The organism is Mesorhizobium sp. Cs1299R1N3 (assembly GCF_037179625.1).
Classification (GTDB): domain Bacteria; phylum Pseudomonadota; class Alphaproteobacteria; order Rhizobiales; family Rhizobiaceae; genus Mesorhizobium; species Mesorhizobium salmacidum.
In genome coordinates this window covers 37,804-55,495 of record NZ_JAPYKQ010000004.1, presented here as the reverse complement: position 1 = coordinate 55,495, position 17,692 = coordinate 37,804, and the positions used below count along the sequence as shown (strand labels likewise).

At 63.7% G+C, this 17,692-nt stretch carries 18 protein-coding genes; 8 read left to right on the top strand and 10 right to left on the bottom strand.

Annotated elements, in window-relative coordinates; translation table 11 throughout:
• Positions 1–5 precede the first annotated feature (5 nt).
• Genes O7B34_RS11415 through O7B34_RS11400 form a run of 4 tightly spaced genes read left to right on the top strand, consistent with a single transcriptional unit; the run spans position 6 to position 2,988 of the window.
• Entirely contained in the window at positions 6–1,118 is a 1,113-nt protein-coding gene (locus O7B34_RS11415; RefSeq protein ID WP_337146176.1) for a mandelate racemase/muconate lactonizing enzyme family protein, read from the top strand.
• A gap of 10 nt (positions 1,119–1,128) precedes the next feature.
• Complete coding sequence (locus tag O7B34_RS11410) at positions 1,129–1,458, top strand: L-rhamnose mutarotase (protein WP_337146175.1); 330 nt, start codon at positions 1,129–1,131, stop codon at positions 1,456–1,458.
• Entirely contained in the window at positions 1,451–2,527 is a 1,077-nt protein-coding gene (locus O7B34_RS11405; RefSeq protein ID WP_337146174.1) for a Gfo/Idh/MocA family protein, read from the top strand. Before O7B34_RS11410 ends, O7B34_RS11405 begins: the two co-directional genes overlap by 8 nt.
• 8 nt (positions 2,528–2,535) lie before the next feature.
• On the top strand, positions 2,536–2,988 hold the full coding sequence (locus O7B34_RS11400) for a MaoC/PaaZ C-terminal domain-containing protein (protein ID WP_337106686.1): 453 nt from the start codon (positions 2,536–2,538) through the stop codon (positions 2,986–2,988).
• A 122-nt stretch (positions 2,989–3,110) separates the two neighbouring features.
• Here O7B34_RS11400 and doeB read toward each other — a convergent pair whose 3' ends face one another.
• The 10 genes from doeB to ehuR all read right to left on the bottom strand — a co-directional run bounded on the left by doeB (position 3,111) and on the right by ehuR (position 12,863).
• Positions 3,111–4,112 (bottom strand): N(2)-acetyl-L-2,4-diaminobutanoate deacetylase DoeB, encoded by a 1,002-nt coding sequence (gene doeB / locus O7B34_RS11395; RefSeq protein WP_337146173.1) that lies wholly within the window; start codon positions 4,110–4,112, stop codon positions 3,111–3,113.
• 5 nt (positions 4,113–4,117) lie between these two features.
• Positions 4,118–5,296 carry an ectoine hydrolase DoeA gene (doeA, locus tag O7B34_RS11390; protein ID WP_337146172.1) on the bottom strand — a complete coding sequence of 393 codons (1,179 nt, stop codon included), beginning with the start codon at positions 5,294–5,296 and terminating at the stop codon, positions 4,118–4,120.
• A 140-nt stretch (positions 5,297–5,436) separates the two neighbouring features.
• Positions 5,437–6,429 (bottom strand): ectoine utilization protein EutC, encoded by a 993-nt coding sequence (gene eutC / locus O7B34_RS11385; RefSeq protein ID WP_337146171.1) that lies wholly within the window; start codon positions 6,427–6,429, stop codon positions 5,437–5,439.
• Positions 6,426–7,418, bottom strand: a complete 993-nt coding sequence (gene eutB / locus O7B34_RS11380) for a hydroxyectoine utilization dehydratase EutB (RefSeq protein WP_337146170.1) — start codon at positions 7,416–7,418, stop codon at positions 6,426–6,428. The genes eutC and eutB overlap by 4 nt, the downstream gene beginning before the upstream one ends.
• A 5-nt stretch (positions 7,419–7,423) precedes the next feature.
• Positions 7,424–8,203, bottom strand: coding sequence for an ectoine utilization protein EutA (gene eutA, locus O7B34_RS11375; protein ID WP_337146169.1), 780 nt, complete (start codon positions 8,201–8,203; stop codon positions 7,424–7,426).
• 3 nt (positions 8,204–8,206) lie between these two features.
• A complete protein-coding gene (gene ehuD, locus O7B34_RS11370; protein ID WP_140505765.1) occupies positions 8,207–8,866 on the bottom strand; it encodes an ectoine/hydroxyectoine ABC transporter permease subunit EhuD in 660 nt (219 codons plus the stop codon).
• Positions 8,867–8,900: 34 nt separating this feature from the next.
• Positions 8,901–9,560 (bottom strand): ectoine/hydroxyectoine ABC transporter permease subunit EhuC, encoded by a 660-nt coding sequence (ehuC, locus tag O7B34_RS11365; RefSeq protein WP_337141340.1) that lies wholly within the window; start codon positions 9,558–9,560, stop codon positions 8,901–8,903.
• Between the two features lie 70 nt (positions 9,561–9,630).
• Entirely contained in the window at positions 9,631–10,473 is an 843-nt protein-coding gene (gene ehuB, locus O7B34_RS11360) for an ectoine/hydroxyectoine ABC transporter substrate-binding protein EhuB (RefSeq protein WP_337146168.1), read from the bottom strand.
• 70 nt (positions 10,474–10,543) lie between these two features.
• Positions 10,544–11,335 (bottom strand): ectoine/hydroxyectoine ABC transporter ATP-binding protein EhuA, encoded by a 792-nt coding sequence (ehuA, locus tag O7B34_RS11355; protein ID WP_027145205.1) that lies wholly within the window; start codon positions 11,333–11,335, stop codon positions 10,544–10,546.
• 142 nt (positions 11,336–11,477) lie between these two features.
• Complete coding sequence (gene ehuR / locus O7B34_RS11350) at positions 11,478–12,863, bottom strand: MocR-like ectoine utilization transcription factor EhuR (protein ID WP_337146167.1); 1,386 nt, start codon at positions 12,861–12,863, stop codon at positions 11,478–11,480.
• Between the two features lie 83 nt (positions 12,864–12,946).
• On the opposite strand from ehuR, the gene O7B34_RS11345 reads away from it, so the two are divergent.
• The 4 genes from O7B34_RS11345 (at position 12,947) to O7B34_RS11330 (ending at position 17,590) form a co-directional block, all read left to right on the top strand.
• Positions 12,947–13,432 carry an Lrp/AsnC family transcriptional regulator gene (locus tag O7B34_RS11345; RefSeq protein ID WP_337146166.1) on the top strand — a complete coding sequence of 162 codons (486 nt, stop codon included), beginning with the start codon at positions 12,947–12,949 and terminating at the stop codon, positions 13,430–13,432.
• A gap of 135 nt (positions 13,433–13,567) precedes the next feature.
• Positions 13,568–15,061 (top strand): NAD-dependent succinate-semialdehyde dehydrogenase, encoded by a 1,494-nt coding sequence (locus O7B34_RS11340; RefSeq protein ID WP_337146165.1) that lies wholly within the window; start codon positions 13,568–13,570, stop codon positions 15,059–15,061.
• A gap of 36 nt (positions 15,062–15,097) precedes the next feature.
• A complete protein-coding gene (locus O7B34_RS11335) occupies positions 15,098–16,477 on the top strand; it encodes an aspartate aminotransferase family protein (protein WP_337146164.1) in 1,380 nt (459 codons plus the stop codon).
• Positions 16,478–16,486: 9 nt separating this feature from the next.
• On the top strand, positions 16,487–17,590 hold the full coding sequence (locus O7B34_RS11330; RefSeq protein ID WP_337146163.1) for an alcohol dehydrogenase family protein: 1,104 nt from the start codon (positions 16,487–16,489) through the stop codon (positions 17,588–17,590).
• The last annotated feature ends 102 nt before the right edge of the window (positions 17,591–17,692 follow it).

The following is a 17,692-nucleotide window of genomic DNA, read 5'->3' as shown; positions in this document are numbered from 1 at the left end:
CCGACATGGCAAGGATCGAGAAAATCGAACTGCGGATGGTCGACCTTGTGCCCAAGGTCAAGCGCACCGACGCCATCCAGAGCTTCGTCAGCCAGGAAACGCCTATCGTGACGATCACCGATTCCGATGGCGCGGTCGGCACCGGTTACAGCTACACGATCGGCACCGGCGGTTCGTCGGTGATGCGGCTCCTGTCCGACCACCTGGTGCCGCGCCTGATCGGCCGCGATCCTGATATGATCGAGGCGATCTGGCACGATCTCGAATTCGCTACCCACGCCACCACGATCGGTGCGATCACGGCGATCGCCATCGCGGCAATCGACATCGCACTATGGGACCTCAGGGCGAAGAAACAGAACCTGCCGTTGTGGAAGCTCGCCGGTGGCGCCAAGGACCGCTGCCCGCTCTACACGACCGAAGGCGGCTGGCTGCATATCGATACGCAGGCGCTGGTCGACGATGCGCTGGCCGCCAAGGCGAAGGGATTTCGTGGCTCGAAGGTGAAGATCGGCAGGCCGCATGGGTCTGAGGATCTCGCGCGCCTGTCGGCGGTGCGAAAGGCGGTCGGCGACGGCTACGAGATCATGACCGACGCCAATCAGGGCTTCTCGGTGGACGAGGCGATCCGGCGTGCGGCGAGGTTGCGCGAACTCGATCTCGCCTGGATCGAGGAGCCGCTGCCGGCCGACGACATCGACGGACATATCAGGTTGTCGAGCGCGACGCCGACGCCGATCGCGGTTGGCGAATCGCTCTATTCCATGCGCCATTTCCGCGAATACATGCAGAAAGGCGCCTGCTCGGTCGTGCAGGTCGATGTCGGCCGCATCGGCGGCATCACCCCCTGGCTCAAGATCGCCCATGCGGCGGAAGCCTTCGACATTCCGGTCTGCCCGCATTTCCTGATGGAATTGCATGTCAGCCTGACCTGTGCTGTTCAGAACGGCAGGTATGTCGAGTACATTCCGCAACTCGACCAGTTGACCGGCAGGCACATGCGCATCGAGGATGGGCATGCGCTGGCACCCGACGAGCCCGGTGTCGGCATCGATTGGGACTGGGACGCGGTCAAGGCCATGAGCATCGCCGAATTCACCACGGCGATCACGAAATAGGGGAACGAACATGCAGCGGATGGGAATGGTTCTGGGGCTGAAGCCGGAAAAGGTCGAGGAATATGTCCGCCTCCATGCCGCTGTCTGGCCGGATGTGCTGACCATGATCTCGGCCTGCAACATCAAGAATTATTCGATCTACCTGAAGCGACCGGAGAACCTGTTGTTTTCCTATTACGAATATCACGGCACCGACTACGCGGCCGATATGGCCAAGATGGCGGCCGACCCGAAGACGCAGGAATGGTGGTCCGTCTGCGTGCCCTGCCAAGAGCCGCTTGCAACCCGCAAGGAAGGTGAGTGGTGGGCTTCGATGGATGAAGTCTTCCACAATGACTGAGCCCGGTTTCGACCCCGCCTCGCTCATCCAGTCCTGGCCAAAACCCTCAAAACCCCGGCCGATCGTCACCTTCGGTGCCGGATCTATCGTCGGCGACGCGCATTTTCCGGCTTACCGGAAGGCGGCATTTCCGATCGCAGGCCTCTACGATCCGGACCAGGCCAAGGCGCAGGCCCTGGCCCATAGATGGAGCGTGACGGCGTTCCGCTCGGTGGAAGAGGCCGCTGAAGTGAAGGACGCGATCTTCGATCTGGCAACACCACCGGGGCGGCATGCCGAGATCCTGAAGGTCCTGCCCGACGGTGCGTTCGCGCTGATCCAGAAGCCGATGGGCAACTATCTCGGCGAGGCAACCGAAATCCTCGAGATATGTCGCGCCAAGAACCTCAAAGCGGCCGTGAATTTCCAGCTTCGCTTCGCGCCGATGATGCTGGCGCTGAAGGACGCGATCGCCAAGGGCTGGCTCGGCGAGGTCGTCGACTTCGACGCCTGGCTGGCGCTGGCGACGCCGTGGCAATTGTGGGAATTCCTGCTCAAGGCGCCGCGCGTCGAGATCGCCATGCATTCGATCCATTATCTCGACCTGATCCGGCAATTGCTCGGCGACCCCAGGGGCGTCCACGCCAAGACACTCGGCCATCCCAACCACAAGGTGGCGCAGACGCGCACCAGCGCCATTCTCGACTATGGCGACACGGTGCGTTGCGCGCTATCGATCAACCACGACCACAAGTTCGGACGCCGGCATCAGGCCTGCGAGTTCCGCATCTGCGGCACGGAAGGTGCCGCTTATCTCAAGCTCGGCCTCAACCTCGACTATCCTCGTGGCGAGCCGGACATTCTGGAGATCTATCCAAAAGGCGGGACCGATTGGATTGCCGTGCCTTTGGTCGGCGAATGGTTTCCCGACGCCTTTGTCGGGCGTATGGCCAATGTCCAGCGCTTTGCCGCAGGCGAAGACGATGAACTGATCAGCTCGGTCGAGGACGCCTGGACCACCATGGCGCTGGTGGAAGCCGCCTATAAATCGAGCGCGGCGCCGGCGACGCCGCTGGCCGAAAAGCCGTAAGGCAGGACATGGAACAGATCACCTATTTCGAAGACTACGAGATCGGCTCGACGCGGCTGACCAGCGGCCGCACGATCACCGAGACCGACTTCATCGTCCATGCCGGACACACCGGCGATTTCTTCCCGCACCACATGGACGCCGAGTTCATGAAGACGACGCCGTTCGGCCAGCGCATCGCGCATGGCACGCTGGTGTTCTCGGTCGGCATCGGGCTGACGGCGAACGTGGTCAACCCTGTCGCCTTTTCCTATGGCTATGACCGGCTGCGCTTCATCAAGCCGGTGTTCATCGGCGACACGATCCGCACGCGCACCACCATCGCGGCCAAGGAGGACGACCCCAAGCGGCCCACCTCGGGGCGGGTGATCGAGCGCTGCGAGGTGATCAACCAGCGTGGCGAGGTGGTGCTGGCGGCCGACCACATCTACATCGTCGAACGCAAGCCGGCGCAGGGCTGAAACTCCGCCCAATTCCTACGAACCGGTGGCAGGCGGTGATTCGCTCCAGACCAAGCAGCAGCGAACCGGTCCTCTGGCAGCGGCGTCCGCCCGGCATGGTCCGGGCGGGGAAATCACATCAGTCAATCGACCTTCACGGCGACCACCGCGGCGCAGTCGCCAGCCTTGACCAGGCCAGGAAAATGCCGCGCCGCCAGCATGCCCGACATTTTCGCCCGGATATCCTGCGGAGCAACGCCGGTGCGGCCGGTGGAATGGATACGCGCCAGTAACGCGCCCGCTTCGACGGGCTCGCCGAGATCGACCATGGTTTCGATCATGCCGTCGTCCTCGGCGAAGCAGAAGCAATCTCCCGAGGGCATGTCCAGCCACTGGGTTTTGCCCGTTTCGACCGCGCCGGCGACGATACCGGCATGACGCAACACGTTGAGGATGCCGCGCCGGGCGATCCGCACCGTCTCGGCTCGCGAAGTGCCGCCGCCGCCGAGCTCGGTGGTGACGAAGACCTTGCCCATTTCTTCGGCCGCCGTGTCATACATGCCGATTGCATCGATCTCGGTCATGCGCATCGAGAACGGTGCCGAGAATGCCGCCACCGCGGCAAAGGCTTTCTGCTCCAGCGCCTTGTCGGGCAAGGTATGGGCGGCGCAGAACGGCACGAAATCCAGCGTTTTGCCACCGGAATGGAAGTCGAAGACGATGTCGGCGCGGGGAAGCAGCTCGCGTTGGAAATAATCGGCGATCTTCTGCGTCACCGTGCCGTCGGGCCGGCCGGGAAAGCTGCGGTTCATGTTACCCTGGTCGATCGGCGAGGTGCGCGTGCCGGCCCTAAAGGCCGGATAGTTCATCGCCGGCACGATGATCACAGTGCCGCTGACCTGGTCGGGATCGAGCGTCCTGGCGAGTTCGTAGAGCGCCAGCGGCCCTTCATACTCGTCGCCATGATTGCCGCCGGTCAGCAGCGCCGTCGGCCCCTTGCCGTTGCGGATGACGCAGATCGGGATCATCACCGAGCCCCAGGCCGAGTCGTCGCGGCTATGGGGCAGGCGCAGGAAACCATGCTGGACGCCGCCGCGATCGAAATCGACAGTCGGCGCGATCGGCGACGGGCGAAGACTGGACATCGGGCTCAATCCGTCACCACCAGCTTGCGCGGCACATTGGCCAGGCACTCCACACCGGTTTCGGTGATCAGGATGGACTCGGTGATCTCCAGTCCCATTGTCTCCAGCCAGAGGCCGGTCATGAAATGGAAAGTCATGCCGGGCTTGAGCTCGGTGCGATCGCCGGGACGCAGGCTCATCGTGCGTTCGCCCCAGTCCGGCGGATAGGAAATACCGATCGGATAACCGGTGCGGTTGTCCTTGACGATGCCGTATTTCTTCAGGACGGCAAAGAAGGCGTTGGCGATATCCTCGCATGTGTTGCCCGGCCTGGCGGCGGCAAGACCTGCTTCCATGCCTTCCAGCGTCGCCTTCTCGGCATCGAGGAATTCCTGCGTTGGTTTGCCGAGAAAGACGGTGCGCGACAGCGGGCAATGGTACCTGTTGTAGCAGCCGGCGATCTCGAAGAACGTGCCCTCGCCCCGCTTCATCGGCTTGTCGTCCCAGGTCAGATGCGGCGCCGAGGCGTCCGCGCCCGACGGCAGCAGCGGAACGATCGCGGGATAATCGCCGCCGATGCCGTCGACGCCGCGCGTGCCGGCATCGTAGATCTCAGCGACCAGATCGCATTTGCGCATGCCGACTTCGATCTTGTCGACGATGCGCTGGTGCATCGCCTCGACGATGCGGGCGGCCTTGCGCATATAGTCGATTTCGGTCGGGCTCTTCACCGCGCGCTGCCAGTTGACCAGCGCGGTGGCGTCGACGAAACGGGCGTTGGGCAGATGCTGCTGCAAAGAGGCGAAGGCGGCGGCGGAGAACCAGTAATTGTCCATCTCGACGCCGACGGTGAGCTTGCCCCAGCCGCGATCGGTCAGCACGCTGGACAGGAAATCCATCGGATGGCGCTCGGTCGACTGCACATAATGGTCGGCGTAGCCGACGATGTTGTCATGGGCGAGATAGGCGGTACGCTTGGCGCCGTTGGCGTCCTGGCCACGGCCATACCAGACCGGCTCGCCCGACGGCGGCACGATGACCGCCTGGTGGACGTAAAACGACCAGCCATCATAGCCGGTCAGCCAGGCCATGTTGGAGGGATCGCTGACGATCAAAAGATCGACGCCCTTCGCCTCCATGGCTCTCCGCGTCTTGGCGAGGCGTTCCGCATATTCGCTTCGCGAGAATTTCAGGTTCGGCTGCATAGTGTTGGTCCTCGTTTTTTTGGGGCTGGAGCCCGTTTCAACTTCGTTGAATCCGGCTCCAGGTAATTCTTTTTGTCGGAGCATGATCTGCCGGGAAAACCGGTCGCCCCTTTTTCCGGATCATGCTCCTGCGGCCGGCATCAGCTTTCGAAGATCGTTCCGGCTTTCGCGGCCAGCGCGCGGTCGCGGGCGAGCGTGGCGATCGCCGTATCCTGCACGCCGGTGCCGGTAAGATCGGCGATGGTGATGTCGCTGGCCGAGCGCCGGCCATGCTTCGCGCCGGCGATGATCTGGCCGAGCTCGGTCACATCCGTGTCAGCGGCCATCACGCCTGCCGCGATGGCATGGTGCAATTCACCCAGCCGCCGCGTCTGCTTCGCGCTGTCGGCGACATAGAGATCAGCCATGCGCAGGATCGCCGGCGCGATCTCGTTCTTGTGCTCGGCGTCGGAGCCCATGGCGGTGATATGCTGGCCGGCCGAGACAAACCCGGCTTTGATCAGTGGTTCGGTCGACGGCGTGGTGGTGACGACGATGTCGGCGCCGGCAACAGCATTGGCCGCGTCGGGTTCGGCGCGCACGTCGATGCCGAGCCTTTCGCGCAAGGTAGCCGCGGCAGTCTCCGCCTTGGCGGCATCGCGCGCCCAGATGCGCGCCTGCGTGATCGGCCGCACCAGCATCAGCGCTTCCAACTGCAGCCCTGCCTGGACCCCGGCGCCGAAGATCGCGGCGACGGATGAGTCCGGCCGTGACAGGTGTTTGGCCGCGACTGCTCCCGCAGCCGCGGTACGGACGTCGGTGAGATAGCCGTTGTCGAGCAGCAAGGCTTCGACCAGGCCGGTTCTGGCTGACAAAAGCACCATCATGCCGTTTACGCTGGGCAGGCCGAGCTTGGGATTGTCGAAGAAGCCGGGGCTGATCTTGATGGCGAAGCCATCGATACCAGGCACATAGGCGGTCTTCACATCAACCTCGCCGCGATGCTGCGGAATATCGAGCCGCAGGATCGGCGGCATCGCCACCGGCAGCGTGGCAAGCGCGCGAAAGGCATTCTCGACGCAGGCGACGGCATCGAGATCGAGCGTCACGATTGTGCGCAGTTCAGCTTCGGTGAGGATGGTCATCCTGCTCATGCGGCGCGCTCCGAAATCGATGGTATCTCCCCACAGACGATCTTCCTGTGCAGTTCCATGTCGATGTTGCGGCCGGAAAGCAGAACCACCACTGGCCCCTCCGCCTTGACTTTGCCAGCGAGCAGCGCCGCGATGCCTACCGCACCTGCTCCTTCGACGATCTCGCGTTCCTGTTCATAGCCATGGCGAATGCCGGCGGCGATCTCGTCCTCACTGAGCAGGACGACATCATCGAGCAGGTCGCGGCACATGGCGAAGGTCAGCCGGTTGTCGAGGCCGATGCCGCCACCGAGCGAATCCGCCAGCGTCGGCAGTTCCTCGACCAGCACGGGATGGCCGGCATCGAGGCTCGCCTTCATCGCGGCGCCGCGCGCCATCGAGATGCCGATGACTTTTGTCCCGGGACGAACGCCCTTGATGGCGGCGGCGACACCGGAAGCCAACCCACCTCCGGAGAGTTGCACCAGCACCAGAGCGGCATCCGGGACCTGCTCCATCATCTCCAGCCCGAGCGTGCCTTGCCCGGCGATGATCGCGGGATGGTCGAAGGGTGGCAGCATCACCAGCCCCTCCTCCGCCACCAGGCGCTCGACCTCCTGCTGGGCATCGTCCTGGCTGTTGCCGACAATACGGATTTCCGCGCCGAGGCGGCGGATTTCGTCGAGCTTATTCTGGGGTACCAACCGCGACATGCAGATAACCGCGCGCATACGCTCGAGCTTCGCCGCATGGGCAAGCGCGCGGCCATGATTGCCGGTCGATGCCGCGACGACGCCGCGCGCCTTCTCCTCGGCATCCAGCGAAGCGACGGCGTTCGAAGCGCCGCGCAACTTGAAGCTGCCGGTGGTCTGGCGGTGCTCGAGCTTGAGATGAACCGGGACGCCCAGCCGTTCGGAGAGACTCGCCGAAAGCACGATCGAAGTGCGCTCGACCTTGCCTGCAATTCGCTCACATGCGGCGCGGATATCGCCAAGGGTTACTGTTGCCATGATCGTCAGTCGCGCGGCAGGGGCAGCGTCATCAGACGGCCGAATTCGGGATGGGCTGTCTCGTCGCTGCAAAGGCGCAGACAGTTCCAGGCGGTCGCCTGGTTGCTGGTCACCACCGGGCGGCCGATCGCCTCTTCCATGCCGGTGACCACGAGCGCGCCGCGCAGCGCCGTGCAGGACACGAACAGCGCATCGGCCTGCGGGTGCATCGCCTGGCGCGCGAGATCGACAAGCGCTGCCGGAGCAATGCGCGCCATCTCGCGGTCGTCCTCGAAGCCGAGGCAGCTAAAGCTTAGGATTTCGAAGCCACGTCCGGCGAAATAGGTCGCCATCGGCCGGGAGGTTTCCATGGTATAGGGCGTGAGGATGCTGATCCTGCGCACGCCGAACGCGTTCAGCGCGCGCACGCCGGCCATTGTTGGCGTGACGACGGGCACGCCTGGCTTGGCGGCCTGGATCGCAGCCTCGACCTCTCCATCGCCAATCACCACCGAGGCCGACGTGCAGGAATAGCAGATGGCGTCGAGCGGCTCGTCCGGCAGGATCAAGGCCGCACCCGCCGTCAACGCCGGCTGCATCTTGCGCAGATTCTCAGGCGTCGTCGGATTGGCATAGGGGATGCGCGCGACATAGACGCCGATCCGTTCGCTCGCCACCATGCGGCGAAAATCCGGCTCGGTCGTATGGTCGGTGGCCAGGATGATGAGGCCGACGCGCCGCTCCAGCGGACGCTCATCGAGCGCTGGCCGGTTGGGCACAAGCTTGATCTCGGGCAAAGGCTTCATCTTTTATCTTTCGATCTTGCCATAGCGGCGTTCCAGCCAGCGCAGCAGCACGACCGAAATCAGGCTGATGGCGAGGAAGAAGGCACCGACCAACGTGATCGGCTCGAGGTAGCGATAATAGGTGTTGGCGACGCTTTTTGCCTGGTTCATCAGTTCCAGAACGGTGATCGCCGAGAGCAGCGGCGTCTCCTTGAACATGGCGATGAAGTAGTTGGCCAATGCCGGGATCATCGGCGGAATGGCCTGCGGGATGATGATATGCGTCCAGGTCTGCCGGGCGCTGAGATTGCAGGCCTTGGCGGCTTCCCACTGACCACGCGGCACATTGTCGATGCCGGCGCGGTAGACCTCCGCCGTGTAGGTGCCGTAGTGCAGGCCGAGCCCTATGACGCCGGCGACCAGGGGCGGCAGCAGGATGCCGATGTCGGGCAGCACATAGAATATGAAATAGAGCTGCACCAGGAGCGGTGTGCCGCGGATGAATTCGGCCACCCAGCCGACGGTACGCGACACCGCCTTGTTGGGCGAGCGGCGCGCCAGCGCGATGCCCAAGCCGACAATCGCCGCCAGCACCGAGCCGAGCAGCGTCGCCAGGATGGTGATCTTCACCCCCTGGATCAGGGTCGGCAGGATCTGCCGGACAAAATCCCAATCCCAATCCATCAGCGAACCCAATTCATCAGGAATGCTCCGGCCATCAGACCCGCACCCCGTCGAGGCCGCGCGCCATGCGGCGTTCCAGCGAGCGCACACCCCACGAGATGAGCAGCGCCAGGACGAAATAGATGAGAAGAATGGTGGTGAACGGCACCATGGTGTTGCCCGTCTGGGCGCGCACCACCTGTGCCTGGAAAGTGAGGTCGGCAAGCGAGATCAGCGAGACGACCGATGTCGCCTTCAGCAGCTCGATGGCATTGTTGCCGAAGGTCGGCAGCATCACCAAAAACGCCTGCGGCAGGATGACGTGGCGCATGCCTTGCCAGCGGCCCAGATTGAGCGCGATGCAGGCCTCATGCTGTTCGCGGCCGATCGATTGCACGGCGCCGCGCACCACCTCCGCGGCATAGGCTCCGACATTCAAGCCCAGCGCCAATACGCCGGCCTGCAATGGGGTCAGCTCGAAACCCAGCAGGGGCAACACGAAATAGGCGAAGAACAGCTGCACGAAGATCGATGTGCCGCGGAAGAATTCGATATAGGCCGTCGCCAGGGCCCGCAGCGCGAAGAAGCGCGACAGGCGCCCCAAGCCGGCGAGAAAGGCCATGATCAGGGCCAGCACCGACCCCATCAGCGTCAGCTCGATGGTGACAAGCGCTCCCTGCAATATCAGGCCGAAATAGCCGGACCACTGGGTCATTGAGGTTCCAACGTTTGTAGTACTAGGGTCCTTCTTCCCGTTTACGGGGAGAAGGCAAGAAAAGCGCGCGCTACTTCGCCGAGCAGAGCTTGTCGCGCGTCGTCGACATTGCCGCCGCCGCCGAGAAGCCGTAGGGCTCGATGATCTTGGCGAACTCACCCGACTTCTTCATCTTGGCCAGTTCGACATCATAGGCATCACGCAGAGCCTCGTCGCCCTTCTTGAAGGCGGCGCCGTCGCAATAGACCGGCGCGCCCTGCACCGGAGCGATGACTTCGAGGTTCGGATCGGCGGCCTTCTTCATCAGATCATTGATCGAGAGCACAGGCAGCGAATAGGCATCGATGCGGCCGTCCTGCACCATCTTCAGGCCGCTCTGGCCGTCCGGCACGACGATGACGCGCTCGCGCGGCACGCCGGCGTTGAGCGCCAGCTTCTCCTCGGTGCCGCCGCCGGGCGCGCCGATGGTGGCGGACGTGTCCTTGGCGACATCCTCGTAGCTCTTGAAGCCTTTCGGATTTCCCTTCTTCACCAGCATCGCCTCGGCGTCGCACAGAACCGGCTCGGAATAGGCGACCGCCGCGCAGCGCTCCGGCTTCATGAACAGGCCGGCGGTGACGACGTCGAAGCGGCCGGCCTGCAGGCCGGGGATCATGGCGCCGTATTCGGAAATGGAGGCAACAATATCGCCGACGCCGAGACGCTTGAAGATTTCGCGCGCCACGTCGGGCGCGGCACCAGACACCTTGCCGTCGGCCGCGACCGCCGTATAGGGCGGCTCGTTGGCGATAGCGACGCGTGCGAACCCTTGCGCCTTGAGTTGTTCGAGCTTCTTGTCCGCGGCCGAGCCCACGCTTGATGTCGCAAGCACCGCAGTCAGTGCGAGGCCGGCGAGAATGCCAAGTTTCTTCATTGTTCCCAACTCCTTGTTCTTGTCCTGGTTTGCGTGATTTCAAGACGGCTTGGCCGCCTTTGGCATGCGGTCAGACACGGTGTCCGGCCGCGATGATCTTCTTCAGGAAGCCTTGCGTGCGTTCCTGCTTGGGATTGCGGAAAATCTCGTCTGGCTTGCCTTCCTCGACTATGCGGCCGCGATCGAAGAACAGCACCCGGTCGGCGAAGTCGTGGGCGAAACCCATCTCGTGCGTGACCAGCAGCATGGTCATGTCGGTCTCGGCGCAGAGCCGCCACAAGACGTTGAGCACTTCCTCGACCAGTTCCGGGTCGAGCGCCGACGTCACCTCGTCGAACAGCATGATCTTCGGCTGCAAAGCGAGCGCGCGGGCGATCGCCACGCGCTGCTTCTGGCCGCCGGATAATTGGGCCGGCATCGCCTTCGCCTTGTCGGCCATGCCGACCATCTCGAGCAGTTCCATCGCCCGCTTCTCGGCAGCGGCGCGCGGCGTTCCCTTGGTCAGCATCGGCGCCAGCGTCACATTGTCGATGACGCTCTTGTGCGGAAACAGGTTGAACAGCTGGAAGACCATGCCGGTCTTCTGGCGCATCCGCGCCAGGTGACGCTCGTCGGCCGGCAGCAGCTGGCCGTTGCGCTCCATATGGTAGAGCTGCTCGCCGTCTATCTGGATGTGACCGCCATCGATGCGCTCCAGCGTCATCAGGATGCGCAGGATCGTCGTCTTGCCCGAGCCGGAGGGGCCGATCAGCGCCAGCTTCTCGCGCGGCATGACCTGCATCGAGAGGCCGTCCAGGACCTTGAAGCTGCCAAAGCTCTTCGAGATGCTGTCGACCTTGATGATGGGTGCGGATGCGGACAAATGAATTCCCCGTGCTGGAGAAGGCTGGTGCCCTTAACGATGCGGAACGCGCCAAATCATGTCAATTGAGAAAATAATATCATGACAATTATTCCGATTGCGCACATTTTCCAGTCAAGCACAGCCGGCTTTTTGGGCATGCTTAGATTGCGAGCAGCAAATGCTCGGGATCGCCAAGCAAGAGCTTGGTGACAACGCCGAGACCGGCGCGCAGTTCCCCCTCGGTGGTCGAACCCAGCGAGATGCGTACCGCCGGATGCCAGGGCGCATCCGAAATGCGGAAGGAGGTGCCCGGCGCAATGGCCACACCTTGCAACCGGGCCTGGGCGACAAAGCTCTCCTCGGAGCGGTCGGCCGGCAGTTGCAGCCAGATATGCAATCCGTCGCGACGGGCACGGCAGTCGACGCCTGAGAGTACCTCGTCAGCGATATCCTGCCGGCGACGCAACGCCGCGCGCTGCCAGCGCACCAGCTCCATCGCGGTACCGTCGGTCACCCATTTGGTGGCGATCTCGGCCACCATTGGTGTCGCCATCCAGTTCGAGACAAGATGCCGGTTGGCGACGGCCGCAACGTAACGATCGGGCGCGGCGAGATAACCGATGCGCAGGCCGGGCACGGTGATCTTGGTGAAGGAGGTGACGTAGAGCGTCCGCTCCGGTGCGAAAGCGGCGACCGGCGGCGGTCGATCCTCGACCAGGGGACCCAGCACATCGTTCTCGATAATTGCGATGTCGTGCTTGCGCGCCACCACCGCGATCTGCTCGCGGCGCGCCGCATCCATGAGCGTTGCCGTGGGATTTATGACGGAAGGCTGGACGAATACGGCGCGAATGTCGGAATGCCGGCAGGCCTCGTCCAGCGCTTCCGGAATCAAGCCATTGCCGTCAATCGGCAGGCCTTCGAGATTGAAGCCGAGATAACGGGCGAGCGGCACCAGCGTGTGATGGCCGATCGCCTCGGTGGCGACGGTGGAGCCCGGCGGCGCCACGCTCATCAGCGCCACCGTCATGCCGGCGGTGGCGCCATTGGTCAGGCTGATGTTCTGCGGGGAGGCATCGAGGCCGCACAGTTTCAGCCACTCGACCGCCACGGCGCGGTGGCGCGGGAATACCATGTTTGGCCGGAACGACAGTACCGAACTCGAGGGCAGGTTTTCGGCGAGCCAGCCCAGCGCCTGCTTCATGCGCTCCAGGTGCATCGGCTCGCAGACCGGTTTCAGAATCGACAGGTCGATGACCTCGCCGAGGCGCTCGGGCAGATAAGGCGGCTCCGGTTCGCGGCGCTGCGTCTGGACGAAGCTGCCACGGCCGATCTCGCCCGAAATCAGGCCGCGTCGGATCAATTCCTCGTAGGCGCGGCTCACGGTCTGCACTGACAGCTTGAGATCGTCCGCCAGCCTGCGATGCGTCGGCAGCCGCGCACCGTTGGCAAGGCGTCCGTCATGGATGGCGCGCGCGAACTGATCGGCCAACGATTGATAGGCTGGCCGCCGGATGAGCGTAGGATCGGGTTGCCACAATGTCATGACTTATTAGAGATCGAAATCAGTGCAATTGACAATCGAAATAATGCGCCGTCATGGTACGATCGACGAAAAAGTGAGCGCTGATGACTGCTGCGAAACTCGACGCGATCGACCTTAAAATCCTCGACGCCATCCAGCGTGACGGACGTATCACCAAGCTGGCGCTGGCCGAGCAGGTCGGGCTGTCGCCAACACCGTGCTGGATGCGGCTGCGCAAGCTCGAAAAGGCCGGCATCGTTTCGGGCTACCACGCCAGGATCGCCATGCGCGTCGTGGCGCCGGTCGCCACCGTGCTGATGGAGGTGACGCTAGCCAGCCACCGCCAGGCCGATTTCGACCGCTTCGAGCGCGTCATCCGCGACATCTCCGAGATCGTCGCCTGCTGGTCGGTGGGTGGCGGCGTCGACTATGTGTTGAAGGTGATGGCACGCGACATCGACGCCTATCAGCGGCTGGTCGACGGGTTGCTCGATCGCGAGATCGGCATCGACCGCTACTTCACCTACATCGTCATCAAGACGGTGAAGGATGATGTCGCGCTGCCGATAGCGGACCTGTTGCCGGCGTAGACGTAGACCAGAGAGATCTACTGCCCTCTCGTCGCAATAGAGAGATTCTCTCTACGGCCAGGCGTCCAAACAGCCTCTCTGTCTGCCGCTGATGGATAGTCTCCCCGCATCAAACCGAACCGGGAGGCTTCGACCATGTCCGCGCATTTCGCCCGCTCGCACCGCCACGAAGCGCTAAACCGGCTCGCCGACCGCCGGCTGCTGCGCGAACTCGCTTACGTCGACGGCCATTGGACGGCGAGTGAGGCTGCGGAGAGCTTCGAGGTCACCGATCCGGCGACCGGCGCCACCGTGGCCTTCGTTGCAGCGCTCGATGCCGGGCAGACCTCAAAGGCAATCGACGCCGCCGCGCGCGCCTTTCCGGCCTGGCGGTCGCTGTTGCCGCAGGAGCGCTCGAAAGTCCTGCGCAAATGGTTCGATCTGATCATCGCGGCGAAAGACGACCTCGCCCTGCTGATGACATTGGAACAGGGCAAACCGTTGAAGGAGTCGCTCGGCGAGATCGACTACGCCGCCTCCTTCATCGAATGGTATGCCGAGGAAGCAAAACGCCTCAACGCCGAGAGTGTCACCAGCCATCTGCCGAACGCGGAGATGATGGTGCGGCGCGAACCGCTCGGCGTCGTCGGCGTGGTCACGCCGTGGAATTTTCCGTCGGCCATGCTGACGCGCAAGGCAGCTGCCGCACTCGCCGCCGGCTGCACCATCGTCGCGCACCCCTCCTCGGAGACGCCGCTTTCGGCGCTGGCGCTGGCCGAACTCGGCGAACGCGCCGGCCTGCCCGCCGGCGTCTTCAACATCGTCACCGGCAAGGCCGCGACGATCGTTGGACGCATGTGCGAAGATCCGCGCGTGCGGGCCATGAGTTTCACCGGCTCGACCGAGATCGGCCGGCTGATCGCCGCGCAAAGTGCGCCGACGATGAAGCGGCTGGTGATGGAGCTTGGCGGCCACGCGCCGCTGATCGTCTTTGCCGACGCCGATATCGACAAAGCGGTGGCCATCGCCATCGACGCCAAATTCGCCACCTCGGGCCAGGACTGCCTTGCGGCCAACCGCATCTATGTCCAGCGTCCGTTCTACGACCGCTTCTGCGTCGCTTTCGCCAAGCGCATCGAGGCGCTGCGGGCCGGCAATGGCCTGGCCGATGACATCGACATCGGGCCGCTGATGCATGAGCGCGCCGTCAAGAAGGTCGAGGAACAGGTTGCCGACGCCATGGCCCTTGGCGCGCGTTGCCTCACCGGCGGCAAGCGGCATCAGGCCGGGCCGCTGTTCTATCAGCCGACACTGCTCGCCGATGTCGCCGACGAAGCGCTGATCATGCGCGAGGAGACCTTTGGTCCGGTCGCCGCGGTGACACCATTCGACGACGAGGAAGAGGTGATCGCCCGCGCCAATGCGACCGAATATGGCCTCGTCGCCTATGTGGTGACAGACAACGGCGCCCGCCAACAGCGCATGGGCCGCGCGCTCGACTATGGCATGGTCGCCATCAACCGCGTGAAGATCACCGGCGCGCCGATCCCGTTCGGCGGCGTCAAGCAGTCCGGCATCGGCCGCGAAGGCTCGCGCCACGGGCTGGAAGCTTTCACCGACCTCAAATACCTTTGCCTGGATGTGGCGTAGGCTCGCACCCGGATCTTTTTCAAGGAGTCAAAAAAGATGCTCGATCAGTCCAACGAACTCGCCGCCTGGGATCGCGACCACTTCTTCCATCCCTCGACGCATATGGGCACCCATGCCCGGGGCGAGAGCCCGACGCGGATCATGGCCGGAGGTGAAGGCGTCACCGTCTGGGACAACAACGGCAAGAAGAGCATCGATGCCTTCGCCGGCCTCTATTGCGTCAATGTCGGCTATGGCCGCCAGAAGATCGCCGATGCCATCGCGACCCAGGCGAAGAACCTCGCCTATTACCACGCCTATGTCGGGCACGGCACCGAGGCCTCGATCACGCTGGCCAAGATGATCATCGACCGCGCGCCGAAGGGCATGTCGAGGGTCTATTTCGGCCTGTCCGGTTCGGATGCCAACGAAACCAACATCAAGCTGATCTGGTACTACAACAACGTGCTGGGCCGCCCGGAGAAGAAGAAGATCATCTCGCGCTGGCGCGGCTATCACGGCTCGGGCGTGATGACGGGCTCGCTGACCGGGCTCGACCTCTTCCACAACGCCTTCGACCTGCCGCGCGCGCCGATCCTGCACACCGAGGCGCCCTATTATTTCCGCCGCGCCGACCGCTCGATGAGCGAGGAGCAGTTCTCGCAGCATTGCGGCGACAAGCTCGAGGAGATGATCCTGGCCGAAGGTCCCGACACGGTTGCCGCCTTCATCGGCGAGCCGATCCTCGGCACCGGCGGCATCGTGCCGCCGCCCGCCGGCTACTGGGAAAAGATCCAGGCGGTGCTGAAAAAGTATGATGTGCTCCTGGTCGCCGACGAGGTGGTGACGGGTTTCGGCCGGCTGGGCACCATGTTCGGCTCCGATCACTACGGCATCAAGCCGGACCTGATCACCATCGCCAAGGGTCTGACCTCCGCCTATGCGCCGCTGTCGGGCGTCATCGTCGCCGACAAGATGTGGCAGGTGCTGGTGCAGGGCTCCGACAAGCTCGGCTCGCTCGGCCATGGCTGGACCTATTCGGCGCATCCGATCTGCGTCGCCGCCGGGGTCGCCAATCTCGAACTGATCGACGAGATGGACCTCGTGCGGAATGCCGGCGAGACCGGCGCTTATTTCCGTGCCGAACTGGCCAAGGCCGTCGGCGGTCACAAACACGTCGGCGAGGTGCGCGGCGACGGCATGCTGGCAGCGGTCGAATTCGTGAGAGATCGCGACGACCGTGTCTTCTTCGACCCTTCGCTGAAGATCGGACCGCAAATTGCCACGGCCCTTGCCGCAAGCGGCGTCATAGGCCGCGCGATGCCGCAGGGCGACATCCTCGGCTTCGCGCCGCCGCTGTGCCTGACCCGCGAGGAAGCCGACATCGTGGTGGCCAAGACCGCCGATGCCGTGAACAGCGTATTCGCCAATCTCTGAGACCGACCGATGAATGCCATGACCAAAACGCTCCCCGCCACAATGGCCGCCGTGCTGCTCACCGGGCACGGCGGACCGGAAAAGCTCGTCTACCGCACCGATGTCAAAGTGCCTGCCCCCGCTTCAGGTGAAGTGCTGATAAGGGTCAGCGCTTGCGGGATGAACAACACCGATGTCTGGGTGCGTCAGGGCGCCTATGGTACCGAGAAGGATGCGGACGCGGTCTCGACCTGGCGAAGGCAGGGCAATACGCTGACCTTCCCGCGCATCCAGGGCACCGACACGGTCGGCACCATCGTTGCCGTCGGCGAAGGCGTTTCGCCCGATCGCATCGGCGAACGGGTGATGGTCGATTTCTCCATCTACAACCGCGACGACGATTCACTCGCCGACATCGACTATATGGGCCATGGCCGCGATGGTGGTTATGCCGAATACCAAACCGTCCCGGCTGACAACGCGCATGTCGTCGACACCACCTTGAGCGACGTCGAACTCGCCACGTTCTGCTGCGCTTACCTTACTGGCGAGCAGATGCTGGAACGCGCCGCACTTAAAGCCGGAGAACGGGTGCTGGTCACCGGCGCCTCGGGCGGCGTCGGTTCCGGCATCGTGCAGCTGGCGCGGGCACGTGGCGCCATTCCCTATGCCGTCGTCGGCAAGGGCAAGGAACAGGCCGTACTCGACATCGGCGCCGAGGCGGTCATCACTCGTGGCGTCGCAGACCTGCCGCAAGCCGTGGCCGAAGCGACCAGCGGCCAGCCGATCGACGTGGTCGCCGATCTCGTCGGCGGCGCGATCTTCAACGATCTGCTGCGCATCCTGCGACCCGAGGGCCGCTACACCACCGCCGGCGCGATTGCAGGCCCGGTCGTCCAACTCGACCTCAGGACCATGTATCTCAAGCAGCTGCAGTTGCATGGTTCGAGCCAGGGCACGCGCGCCGATTTCGGCCGCATCGTTCGCTACATCGAGGAGGGCAAGGTCAGGCCGTTGGTCGGCGGCGTCTACAAGCTGTCCGATTTCCACCACGCGCAGGCCGATTTCATCGCCAAGGATTTCGTCGGCAAGCTGGTGGTGGTGCCCGACGCTGTCGCGGAGCGCCTCGCCTAGTCCCGGAACCCCGGCCTTTCGCCCGAAACTCCCTTCGCCTGCTGCTGTCATAATCGGAATGGCTTGCAGTCGTGCCAGCAAGGCGCCACAAACGGTGACGCT